The 12,377-nt window shown below is 58.1% G+C and carries 9 protein-coding genes; 3 read left to right on the plus strand and 6 right to left on the minus strand.

Annotated elements, in window-relative coordinates; genetic code table 11:
- Nucleotides 1-27: 27 nt before the first annotated feature.
- From HNQ50_RS17345 to HNQ50_RS17355, 3 genes are all read left to right on the plus strand, one after another.
- Nucleotides 28-3,435 carry an ImcF-related family protein gene (locus HNQ50_RS17345; RefSeq protein WP_184102468.1) on the plus strand — a complete coding sequence of 1,136 codons (3,408 nt, stop codon included), beginning with the start codon at nt 28-30 and terminating at the stop codon, nt 3,433-3,435.
- A gap of 117 nt (nt 3,436-3,552) precedes the next feature.
- The gene (gene msrB / locus HNQ50_RS17350) at nt 3,553-3,951 is read left to right on the plus strand and encodes a peptide-methionine (R)-S-oxide reductase MsrB (protein WP_184102469.1); all 399 of its coding nucleotides are present in this window, start codon (nt 3,553-3,555) and stop codon (nt 3,949-3,951) included.
- A gap of 849 nt (nt 3,952-4,800) precedes the next feature.
- Nucleotides 4,801-5,421 carry an SEN1982 family lipoprotein gene (locus HNQ50_RS17355; RefSeq protein WP_184102470.1) on the plus strand — a complete coding sequence of 207 codons (621 nt, stop codon included), beginning with the start codon at nt 4,801-4,803 and terminating at the stop codon, nt 5,419-5,421.
- A 98-nt stretch (nt 5,422-5,519) separates the two neighbouring features.
- On the opposite strand, the gene HNQ50_RS17360 is transcribed toward HNQ50_RS17355, so the two are convergent.
- From HNQ50_RS17360 to HNQ50_RS17385, 6 genes are all read right to left on the minus strand, one after another.
- Nucleotides 5,520-6,740, minus strand: coding sequence for an EAL and HDOD domain-containing protein (locus HNQ50_RS17360; RefSeq protein WP_184102471.1), 1,221 nt, complete (start codon nt 6,738-6,740; stop codon nt 5,520-5,522).
- A gap of 104 nt (nt 6,741-6,844) precedes the next feature.
- Complete coding sequence (locus HNQ50_RS17365) at nt 6,845-8,779, minus strand: chemotaxis protein CheA (RefSeq protein ID WP_184102472.1); 1,935 nt, start codon at nt 8,777-8,779, stop codon at nt 6,845-6,847.
- A gap of 189 nt (nt 8,780-8,968) precedes the next feature.
- Nucleotides 8,969-9,736 (minus strand): protein phosphatase CheZ, encoded by a 768-nt coding sequence (gene cheZ, locus HNQ50_RS17370; protein ID WP_184102473.1) that lies wholly within the window; start codon nt 9,734-9,736, stop codon nt 8,969-8,971.
- A 60-nt stretch (nt 9,737-9,796) separates the two neighbouring features.
- Complete coding sequence (cheY, locus tag HNQ50_RS17375) at nt 9,797-10,183, minus strand: chemotaxis response regulator CheY (protein WP_184102599.1); 387 nt, start codon at nt 10,181-10,183, stop codon at nt 9,797-9,799.
- A 164-nt stretch (nt 10,184-10,347) separates the two neighbouring features.
- The gene (locus HNQ50_RS17380) at nt 10,348-11,292 is read right to left on the minus strand and encodes a chemotaxis protein (protein ID WP_373282240.1); all 945 of its coding nucleotides are present in this window, start codon (nt 11,290-11,292) and stop codon (nt 10,348-10,350) included.
- Nucleotides 11,293-11,321: 29 nt separating this feature from the next.
- Nucleotides 11,322-12,281, minus strand: coding sequence for a chemotaxis protein (locus HNQ50_RS17385; protein ID WP_184102475.1), 960 nt, complete (start codon nt 12,279-12,281; stop codon nt 11,322-11,324).
- Nucleotides 12,282-12,377: the final 96 nt, after the last annotated feature.

Below are 12,377 nucleotides of genomic sequence, written 5' to 3' on the forward strand. Positions count from 1 at the left end.
TGTCCCCACTAAAAAACGATACTGCACATGCTTACAAAACTGAACTTCAAATATCTCGGCCTGGCGTTGTTACTGGTGGGGCTGGTCGGGGCAATTTATATTTTTGGCAGCTATATCGGGCTGGATACGCCCGACCAGAAGAAAAGTGCAGCAGCTATCCTGGTCGCTGGGGTAACGGTGGTCATGATGTGTCTGCAGGCGGGACGGTTTTACTCGCGCCGTACGCAGGCGATCAGGGCTACGGGTACAGCCAAAGTCGGTGACAAGGAAACAGAACGGAAACAGGCAGAAGCAGAAAAAGCACGCCAGGCCTGGCACACCCAACTGCACCAATACCTCTCCACCCAATACAGCTGGCTGGAACGCCGCCGTAAAACCTGGTTGTTCGTCCTGGGCGATCAGCGCCTGGTGCGCAACCAGTTCCCGTACCTGATCGAACAGCAGTGGCTGGATACACCGCAGGCCGTGCTGGTCTGGGCGGGTGTGGGTTCCGTCGCGCCGAAGGGCGGTTGGAGCCGGTTACGGGGTTGGTGGCGGCGGCCGGCGGCCGGCATTGTGCTGGTGGCCGATGGCATCACAGCCGCTGGGGATGAACCGGCACAACTGGCGCAGGCTTGCGGGTTCGCCTTGCCGGTGCAGCTCTTGCTGGCCCCGCCCTTGCCGGGTCACCGGGCGGAGGAGGCCGCGCCGGTGGTGTTGGCCTCCGGATCGGGCCTGCGGGGCGGGGTTGTGCCGGGCTTGTTGCAACGCCTGGTGAGGCCGCTGGCACAGTCTGGTATTGCCGCCGTGTTGCAAGCACGGGAGGCCTCGTTTGATGCGCGGTTGTCCCGTTGGTTAGAGGCGGAACACACCCCGCTGGGCCGCTGGTTTACGCGGATGACGGACCAGTTGCACCGCCGGCAGCGGCTGCACGGGGTGTGGTTTGCACCGACGCGTGCGGCGGTGTCGTCGCCAAGCCAGGAGGGTGGGGCGGAACTGGCCGATGATCCGGCCGGCTACCGGGCGCGCGAAGCCGGCCGGGCGGTGGTGTTGCCGCCGTCCTGGCTGGGCCTGTTTGGTCGCGTGCGCCAACCGCGCGTCCGCTTCTCCAGACTGGATATATTCTGGTTCATGCTGACTGGCTGTGCGCTGGCGGTCATGGTGTGGTTGTTGATGGTATGGCAAGCCAACCGCATCCTGGTTCAGCAAGTGCGAACAGATGTCACAGCCCTGCACAATGCCAGAATCCTTGCAGAGGGCCTGCCTGCGCTGGTGGTGCTGCAAAACGACATGACCTTGCTGGAAAGCCGCATTGCCCGTTCATCGTGGTGGTCGCAGTTGGGCTTGCAGCATGATGCCGCCTTGTTGAATACCCTGTGGCAACCCTATGGTCTTGCTGCCAACAAGTGGCTGATGCAGCCGGTGCAATTCCAGCTGGCCCGGCAATTGAAAGCCCTGGACGCGGTGCCGCTGGATGGGGCTGCAGATCCGGACTCTGGCACATCTGGCGCAGATGCGGTGGGCCAGGCAGGGTACGACACCCTCAAAACCTGGCTGATGCTGGTGCAACCTGGCCATGCGGACAGTGGCTTCCTGAGTCCCCGTCTGGCCGGGGTCGGCAAGGTGGTCTGGCCGGCCCAGCCGGGAGACCGTATCGAGCAAATCGCCGCCTTCTACGCCAAACACCTGGCCGCCCACCCGCAGTGGCGACTGGCAGGAGACGAGTCCCTGTTGTTCTCGGCAAGACAAACCCTGTCCGGGCTGATCGACGTCAAACAGGCCGAAGACACGCTTTACCACCAGTTGCTGGACGAAACCAAAGCCCGTTATCCGGACCCGACCATGAGCGCCTTGTTGGGTGGCCGGGATTCGCGCGGCCTGTGGTCCGTACAGGGACGCCTTCCTGGCACCTTCACCCGCCAGGCGTATGAAGGCTATGTCAAAGACAATATCGAGCGATTGTCAAAACAGACCGCCACATCGGGTGATTGGGTGCTGGGTCAGCAAACTGCGCGCACTGAAGAAAAACCGGAGGACATTGCTGCTGCACTGAACCGGCGTTACTTTGCCGACTTCGGTCATGCCTGGCAGGCCTTCCTCAATCGTATCGTCTGGGTGCCTGCCAGTAACCTCTCCGGCAACGCGGAACAACTGCGTGTCTATGCTGATGCCCAACAGTCCCCGCTGGCCGGTCTGATGAAAACCATTGCCTGGCAAGCGCAGACCGGTGCACAGGCGCATAGCCTGGCTGATTCACTGGTCGACAAAGCGCGGAGTGTGTTCAAGGGCAAGGAAGATAACCCGGCCCAGCCCCCCGCCCAGACCACGCCCAAAGACAGTGTGCCACTGGCAGACGCCTTTGGTCCGCTCTTGCGTCTGGTCAGTGAAGGCAATGGCACTCAGGCCACCGACAACACCTTGAGTCTGCAACGCTATCTGGATCGCGTGAGCGCCACCCGCCTCAAGCTGGACCAGGTCAGTGCGGCCGCTGATCCGGACGCATTTGCCCGGCAACTGGCGCAGAACCTGTTTCAGGGCCGTGCCAGTGATCTGGTGGACGCGCGGGATTACGCCCAACTGGTTGCCGCCAGCCTTGGCAGTGGTTACGCCGGTATGGGCCAGAACCTGTTCCTGGAACCGCTCGACCAGGGCTGGCGTACCCTTATCCGGCCGGCGGCGGCCAGCCTTGACTCGCTCTGGCAAACCAGCATTGTCCTCCCGTTCAACAGCACTTTCTCTGGTCGCTATCCCTTTAACGATAGTGATGCCGATGCCAGCCTGGCGGACCTGGCCCGGTTCCTTGGACCGCAAGGCAATGTCGCCCAGTTCGCGAGCACGCAGCTGGCCGGCATTCTGGAAAAGCAGGGCGACCAATGGGTGCCCAACCCGCTCTACGCCCAGGCCATGCGCTTTGATCCAGAGTTTCTCAATGCACTGAACAAGCTCACCTGGCTTTCCGGCCAGCTTTATGCGGAGGGAGACCTCAAGACCCGTTTCAGCCTCATGGCCCTGGGCGACCCGCAAGTCACGGACAGCCAGCTCAATATCGATGGCCAGATGCTCCATTACTTTAACCAGAAACCAAAGTGGCAAGACGTGACCTGGCCGGGCAACCCGCTCACCCAGCGCGGTCTGCTCACGTGGGATGCGTTGGCCACCGGTCTCAGAAAACAGAATGACTTTGCCGGCCCATGGGGGTTTATCCGACTGCTGGCCAAGGCAAAAACCGAACAGATCAACAAGAGTGACTGGCGCATCAACTGGGCCCTGGACGACGGCGTGACCTTGCATTACCTGCTACGCACGCAATCAGGCAGCGGCCCGCTGGCGCTGTTGCAACTGGATCATTTCAAGCTGCCACAGCGGTTGTTTGGGGCCAGCAATACCAAGCCGGTGGCGACGCGGGCCAGTGCAGTATCAGGTAGCTCTGGGGCGCATGCTGATCCAGCGAGCTGATAGAGGGCATCTCCTCGATCCCCAAGTGGCATGGCAGTTGCAAGCTGCACGTATCAGCCCCATTTAGACTGGTGATCCGGATGCAAACAGAACCGGCCTGCTTTACTGGAGAGCACCATGACAGACAAAGTTGTCAAAACAGATGCGCAATGGCGCGAACAACTCAGCCCGGAGCAATACCGCGTGACGCGTCAGGCGGGCACCGAGCGCCCGTTCAGTGGCGATTTGTATTACCGCAATGAAGACGGTGACTATCACTGTGTCTGCTGTAACGCCTTGCTGTTTCACTCTGGCACCAAGTTTGATGCCCATTGCGGCTGGCCCAGTTTTTGGGAAGAAGCCGTGCCCGGCGCCATCAAGCGTATTGAGGACTACACGCACGGTATGGTCCGCACGGAAGTGCGTTGCGCGCAATGCGACGCGCATCTGGGGCACGTTTTCCCGGACGGCCCGGAACCGACTGGCGAGCGTTATTGCATTAACTCGGTATCTATGACGTTCAAGCCGGAAAGCTGAGACGGGACGTGTTGATCCATAAAAAGCGGCGCACTGGCGCCGTTTTTTATGGGTGCGCTCTAGACTCAACCAAGAGGATTGCCGTTGGGGTTGCCGTTGGGGTTGGTGTTGGGGTTGTTTTTGACTTTCCCTCCCCGTTAAAGCCCAGCGCCGAGGGCGTGGAGGGAGACCTTAGGCTCCCGACCAACCGAGGGCAGCCCGGAGGGCCGCCAGGCTGGGGTCGCCTTTCTTTGGTTACTTTCTTTGGCGAAGCAAAGAAAGTAACGTGGGCCCGGCACCCCGGGTATCGAACGCCTTTCAACCCCGCGCCGAAGGTGCTAACACGGTGTTCAAGCTTTTCTGGCCCCGTTCTGCAAAGGCCACCTGCGGTGGCCGACTGGATTCCGGCTCAAGGCCGGAATGACGAGGTAGTAGCGAGGTACACATCTTATTCTTGCCAATATCTCAACCCAGAATTCCCGGCCATTCGGCCTTCATCCGGGCTACGACGCTACAACACGCATTGCCAAGGCCACCTCTAGTGGCCGTACTGGATTCCCGCTTTCGCGGGAACGACGAAGCGGCAGGGAGAAATCTCCCCATGCTTGCCACCCTCAACATCAACACTCCCCGATTCCCTCCCCAAACCCCGGTTTTTCCCAAAAAATCCCCTGCATATTCCTGCCTCATGCATGCTGCATAAATCCCGCATGTGGCATGTGGGCATTGTCCTGACGTCACTTTTACGGTATCTATTTCCCCGAACGCAGTATTTGTGGTGGAACCGGGGCAGACCAGGTGCAAGGGCTGCGTTTGCAACCGCACAAAACAACATTAATCAAATCAATATTGATATTCAGGAGCGTCCCAATGGAACGGGTAAACGGTAAACGCCTTGTGGCATCGGTGGTGGCACTGGCCGCTGTATTTGCGCTGACCGCGTGTGGCAAGAGCAGTGAAGCGCCCAAAGTGGCACTGGATGACAAGGATCTGATCAATACCCTGAACAATTTCATTCAGGCCGATCAGCAAAATTGCGTGGCGATGCCCATTGCGTTCAATACCGCCGTCGCCAAGGATTACGCCAGGCTCACCGATCCCAACGGCGCGCAACTGGCCGCGCTGGTCAAGGTGGGCTTGATTGCCGAAGCGCCGGCAGATGGCGGCCAGGTGCAGTTTACGGCGACCGACAAGGGCAAGGATGCCTATGACGGCAATACGCCTCCGGGCTTTTGCAGTGGCACGCCGGAAGTCGACAAGGTGGTGAGCAATACGGTCGAAGAAACCGCAGACAACTACAGTCGCGACAAGGTGGTGTTTACCACCAAGCTCGACGGTGTGGCTGACTGGGCCAAAGATGATGCAATCCGCCAGCAATACCCCAAGTTCGCCACGTTGATCGACAACCAGGGGAAAGAACAGCATTCGCTGGAAATCGAAAGCCGTGGCCAGGGCTGGCGCGTGCTGGAGCCGAGCCCGGTCGCCAACTAAGTGTAGATGGCGGGCGCGTTGCGCCGTAAAACAAAAAACCCGTCAGATGACGGGTTTTTTGTTGCCTGCAATGTGCGTCTGATGGTCAAACCAGCGGCTTACAGACCCAGTTCTTCCACCCACAGCAACGACTGACCATGCGCACGGTTGAGCATGTCTGGTGTCAGTTGCAACTGATCGCACAGACGTGGCACTTCCGACATGTCCGGGTCTTCGCAGGCTTCGGCCAGTTCCAGGAATGGCCCGTAAATGCCCGAGCGTTCCGTCAGTGCGTCGGCAATGCTCTCTGGCAGGATCAGCGTTTCCAGCACGCGGTCCATCGGCATATCCAGCAACACGTCCAGCAAAGAGAAAATGCCGACAATGAACAGGTTGTCGCGGTCCTGACCATCCAGCAAGTGGCTGCCCAACAGTTCCACCAGACGACCACGCGTCACGGCGGTCTTCAGCAGGGCAGGGGGCGAGCCGGCTTCTGTGCTGGCGGTGACCAGCAACAGGGTCAGCCAGCGGTACAGCTTCTGGTAACCCAGAATGGTCACCGCATGGCGGAACGACTGGATTTCGCACGACAGGCCAAAACCCACGCTGTTGATGTAACGCAGCAACTTGAACGAGAGCGCCACATCACGCTTGAGCGCGTTCTCGATGTCACGGATTTCCGCGTTGTTGCGCAACATGTTCAACAGATTGAGGATGTTGGCGTAGTTGGGGTTGATGACCTTGGCCGACAGCGTTTCCGGGTGGGCAAAGTAATAGCCCTGGAATGCATCAAAACCAATGTCCATGCATTTGCGGAACTCTTCCTTGGTCTCGACCTTTTCTGCAATCTGCAACACGGGATACTTGCGCAGTGCCTTGGAAATGGCCGGCAGGCGATCCATGCCCAGTGCCTGTACATCCAGCTTGATGTAGTTGGCAAATTCCAGGAAAGGCGCGGTTTGCGGCGAGAGTTCAAAGTCATCCAGCGCAATACCAAAGCCCTGGCTACGCAGTTCTTTCACGCGGGCCAGCAGTTCCGGCGTGGCCGTGGTGGTTTCCAGCACTTCCAGCACCACGCGCTGCGGTTGCAGGAGTTCCAGGAAGTTACTCTCCAGCATGGACTCAGCCACGTTGATGAACGCCAGCTTGCTGCCCACCAGCCAGTCCGTCCCCATGTTGGAGATGGTGTTGACCAGTACGTTGGTGCCCGCTTGCATATCGCTGGAGAACTCGGCCGTCAGGGCTTCCTTGTTCAACCGGAACAGCAGTTCATAACCGATGATCTGCTGCTGTCGGTTCAGGATAGGTTGGCGGCCGATAAAGGCGTGATCTTGCGTCATTTCTGGGTCTCTGGCTGTGCTTCGAGGGCACAGTGAAGTATATCAGTAAAGTCTGATTTGGCAGTGATTAGGGCCAGTGTCTGACAGGCTGCACGAAAACGGGATCAGGCGGCAAGTTGTTCAATGAAATGCGCGCTTCTGACCGCCGCACCATCCGACGATGCGGATGCTTGCAGCAAATCTTCCATGTCCAGTACCAGCACCACAGAACCATCTCCTGACAAGGTAGCACCTGCTACACCATGCGGGTGGATATTCTGCAGTGGTTTGATGACCACGTCATCACGGCCAACGAAACTATCTACCGCAAGAATGAACGAATGCTCGGCCGAGGTCATCAAGACACCGAAAGACGGCACTTCGGTTTCTTGCCAGCCCAGGAGACGCGCCAGCGACTTCACCGGCAGGATTTCGTCGCGTACCACAATGGTCGCGCGGCCAGAGACTTCCTGGACCTGATCGCCACGGATCGGGATGATCTCGCGCACCATGGCCAGCGGTACGGCAAACGGCTGGTCACAGACACGGACCACCAGCACTGGCAGGATTGCCAGGGTCAGCGGCAGGGTAATGGTGAACCGCGAGCCTTCGCCAACGATGGACTGAATGTCGATACGGCCATTGAGTTTCTGGATATTGGTTTTCACCACATCCATACCCACGCCACGGCCAGAGATACTGGAAATCTGATCCTTGGTGGAGAAGCCCGGCATGAAAATCAGCTGCAAACACTGTTTGTCATCAAGGCTGTTGGCGGTTTCAACGTCAATCAAACCTTTTTCCAGTGCCTTCTTGCGGATGACATCCGGGCGCATGCCACGGCCATCATCGGTAATCTCGATCTGGATATGATCGCCGACCTGCACGGCCGACAGCTCGACCTGGGCCTGGGCAGACTTGCCTGCGGCCAGACGCTCGGCCACGGTTTCCACGCCATGATCGACGGCGTTGCGCACCAGGTGGACCAGCGGGTCGTTCAGGTCTTCCAGCATGGTCTTGTCGAGTTCGGTTTCCTCGCCCGTCAGCACCAGATCCACTTCCTTGCCCAGTTGGCGGGCCAGATCGCGCGCCAGTCGCGGGTACTTCTGGAACAGGCGGCCGATGGGCTGCATGCGGGTTTTCATCACCGCATTCTGCAAGTCGCCCACCAGAAGGTCCAACTGGCTAATGGCTTCATCCAGCGCTTTCAGCGTGGCGTTATCCATCTTGCCGGCCATGATGTCGGTACGCAGCGTGGTCAGGCGGTTCTTGGTCAGGCCGATTTCGCCAGACAGGTTTAATACCTGATCGAGGCGGACGGTATCGATCCGGATGGTGGTTTCTTGCGTCACAGGCGCAACAGCAGACTGTTGTACCGACGGGGCCTTGGTGGCCGCAACGGGCACAGCAGGGTGGGATACGGCTGGAACAACGGGGAGATCATTAATCACGACTTCTTGCTGCGGAACGTAAGTGCCTTGTGCCGGTGCTGCCGCTGGTGCGGCATCGGTGTCCAGCAAGGCGTTGTAAAGGGCTTCCCACTGCGGCTCACCGTTGGTGGCGGCAGGGGTAATGCTGGATGTGGTGGGTGCTGGCGCGGGTACCGGTACTGGTGCCGGCGCGGCGGGCGCATGGGCCGGGGCGTGTGCGGCGTGCGTATGCAATTCCTGGCCTTGCAGTACGGCATCCAGCGCGGCCAGCAAGCCGGCATTGGCCGGCAGTGGCATGCGGCCTTGCTGCATCACCACGAACATATCCTGCACGGTGGCGGTGGCGGAAAGAATGACATCCATGAATTCAGGATTCAGGGTCATTTCACCATTGCGCAGCTTGTCGAACAGGTTTTCCGTGCGGTGGCACAAACTCACCATGGCTTCGACATTCAGAAAGCCCGCTCCACCCTTGATCGTGTGAAAGCCGCGGAAGATGTCGTTCAGCAAGTGCTTGTCATCGGGCCGCTTTTCCAGCTCGACCAGCTTGCTGTCCACATCAGACAACAGCTCGGTGGATTCGGTGAGGAAATCCTGCAACAGATCGTCCATACCCGAGAATTCGCTCATTTCGGCCCCATTTTTTCAGTCAAGTTCTATTGCATTTACATTACATTGCGCCAGAAACACCCGGAATATCGGGTATTTCATTGTCACCTTAGCCTGTAATTGGCGTCGGGTCAGGCGGGTATTGCCCGTACTAGCTGCAATCTTGCGCTCACCGGCGGGTGTTTTCGCCGGCGAGGGTATGCCATCTGCTTAAAAGCCCAGGCTTTCCAGCAGATCGTCCACCTGAGCCTGATCGGTGACGACGTCCGTGCGACCATCGCTGCTGATCACCGGGCCGGCCAACAGACCTTCGTCGCGCGGTGTCTGCGGTGAGAACGTCACCAGGAACTCCAGCAACTGGCTTTCCATTTCCTTGACCATGACCAGCACTTTCTTGATCACCTGACCGGTCAAATCCTGGAAGTCTTGCGCCATCATGATTTCCAGCATCTGGCTGCTGATTTTTTCTGAATTGGTCGTGGTTTGTTCCAGATGCGCGCGGGTGGCGTACACCAGTTGTTTGAACTCTTCCACCGTCAATTCATGCGCAAACAGCTGGTTCCAGCGATTGGAGAGCTGACGCGCAGTGCCGGAAATTTCGTCCTGCAGCGGCTTGGCATCGTCCAGCGCGTTGAGCGTGCGGTCGGCCGCCTGTTCCGTCATCGTCGCGATATAAGACAGGCGGTCTCGCGCGTCCGGAATCTGGTGCGCGGCTTTTTCCAGCGATTTGTCCAGACCCAGTTCACGCAAGGTGTCATGCAAATGGCGCGTCAACTGGCCAATTTGCGTGAACATGGTGCGCGCGGGTTCAGCCATATCTGAGGGCAGGCCATTGGGCACAGCCTCTGCCGCGGTATGCACCGCTGCGGCGGGGGCTGCTTCGGCGACGGTTTCCGCCGCGCGATTCGCGCTGACAATACTGTCGAACAGCGCTTCCAGGTCCGGCGAATCTGAGCTATTGAGGGCTTGATCGCTCACGGCGAGCCTCCTTTCTTCCGGCTAAAAAGGCCGGTTTATCGGTTGTAATCGGGTATCAAGTCAGGCCATGTTGGCGAAAATTTTCTTGAGCTTTTCGTCCAGCGTGGCAGCAGTGAAGGGTTTGACGATATAACCTGATGCCCCGGCGGAGGCGGCGGCGATAATATTTTCCTTCTTGGCCTCCGCAGTCACCATCAGCACCGGCAGATGCTTCAGTTGTGCGTTGGCGCGCACTTGCTGCAACAGTTCCAGACCCGTCATGTTGGGCATGTTCCAGTCGGTTACGACAAAGTCGTAAGTCGAGTTTTGCAGTTTGTGCAAAGCGATTTGCCCGTCCTCTGCTTCTTCCACGTTGGAAAAGCCGAGCTCCTTGAGCAGATTGCGCACGATCCGGCGCATCGTGGAAAAATCATCCACGACCAGAAAGCGCATATTGTTATCCGGCATACAGTTCACTCCGTCGGGGCGCATTTGGATAGCGCCAATCCAGTTGTACAAATCAAAACCTGGTTCAGCAATCCGCCAGGCTAGCAAATCAATATTGCAAACACGCACAGGGCAGGTGAGCGGATTGCGCCTGCCATGTTGATCAATCCAGCAACAACCTGGTATTACCCACGATCGGTGATGTACGGCATCACCGTATCTGCCAGCACCACCGGATCAAACTTGGCCACGTAGGCATCGACGCCCACGCTGGCACCCATGGCGCGATTGGCATGGGATGACAGTGACGAGTGCATGACCACCGGAATACCTTCAAAGCGGCGATCCGATTTGATATGGCGGGTCAGCACATAGCCATCCATTTCCGGCATTTCTGCATCGACCAGAATCAGTTTGAGCTTGGTGCTCAAAGGCTCATTATCGTGTGAGGCACGCTGGGCCAGATTCTGCAATTTGTCCCACGCTTCTTTACCGTTATTGGCCTGGTGATACTTGATGCCCAATTTATCGAGCACACCCACAATTTCTTTGCGCGCCACCACCGAATCATCGGCAAAGAAGGTGTAAGCGTCAGGGCTGACCACGGTGGAGGGCAGGTCCGGAATTTCCGGCTCGCCTAGCACACCTGACAGGATTTGTTCCACGTCCAGGATAGACACCAGCTTGCCGTCCGGCAGTTCGGTCAGCGCTGTGATCAACGCCTGGCTGCCAGACAACATGGATTCCGGCGCGCGGACCTTATCCCAGTCCACGCGGATAATGCGATCCACGTCATGCACCAGAAAAGCCTGGGTATGTTTGGAGAACTCGGTGACGATCATGGTCGAGTTCTTGATGTCCAGTTTGGGCTGGCTACCCGCCATGAATTGCGAGAGCGCAATCACCGGAATGATATTGCCACGCAGGGAAATTACACCTTCCACACCTGCTGGCATGTTGGGCGTGCGGGTGATCTTGGGGGTTTGCGAAACCTCGCGCACCTTGAACACGTTGATGCCGAAGATTTCCCGCGTGCCCAGCGAGAACAAGAGGATTTCCATCTTGTTCGAGCCCGCCAGGCGTGTGCGGGCGTCAATGTTGTCCAGCAGGTTAGCCTGCGCTTCGATAATATTCACTGTGTTGTACCTCTGCCGGTGGTTCAGGCCGTTTGTGCTTCAAGCAGATAATTGGCAATTGCCTGCGACAGCTTGTGTGCTTCGAACTTGGACACATAACCATCGACCCCGACCGACTGGCCGAGCTTCTGGTTGGAGGTGCCGGACAACGACGAGTGCATCAAAACGGGAATACCGGCAAAGCGGATATCTGTTTTTACCATGCGGGTGAGCATGTAACCGTCCATCTCCGGCATTTCCACGTCGGTGAGGATCAGCTGGATGAAATCACGCACCGGTCGGCCCTGAATTTCGGCCGAACGGGCGATACGTTGCAGTTCGTCCCAGGCGCGGCGACCATTCACCGCGCTTTGGTGTTTGAGCCCCATGGCGTCCAGCGTCAGTTCAATTTGCCGCCGTGCCACGGCCGAATCATCGGCGTAGAACACGCGCTTTTCAGCAAACTTGGTGTCGCGGATCACGGTCTCGGAATCAATCGTCAGGTCGGTCTGCAGGGCTTCGGCCAGCACCTTTTCCACATCCAGCATCATCACCAGCTTGCCGCTGTCGAGTTCAGTCACGGCGGTCACCAGACCGCTCATCTGATGGCTCAGCATATCGGGCGGAACCCGCATGGATGTCCAGTCGAGGCGCAAAATGGTGTCGACCGCTTCGACAAGGAAACCTTGGGTATGACCGTTGTATTCCGATACGATCATGATTTCCGGGCGATTATTGGTGACAATGCCGGCGTACTTGGCCAGATCAATCACCGGCACCAGCACGCCACGCAAACTGACCATGCCTTCAACATTGGCCGGGGTTTCCGGCGCATGGGTGATTTCCGGCGTGCGCATAACCTCGCGCACCTTGAACACGTTGATACCAAAGTGTTCGCGGCGGCCGGAGCGCTGGTCTTCGCCCAGCGTGAACAGCAGAATTTCCAGCTTGTTGGTCCCGGCCAGCTTGGTGCGCGCGTCGATATTCTTGAATAAGTCAGACACAGTGGACTCCAGGATAAAGCATAAATTCTGCCAAAATTTGTAAGTAAAACCACAGATTAAAGAAAGTCTGTGCGGTTTGCTTTTGATAAAGGGAAG

The organism is Silvimonas terrae (assembly GCF_014202765.1).
Classification (GTDB): domain Bacteria; phylum Pseudomonadota; class Gammaproteobacteria; order Burkholderiales; family Chitinibacteraceae; genus Silvimonas; species Silvimonas terrae.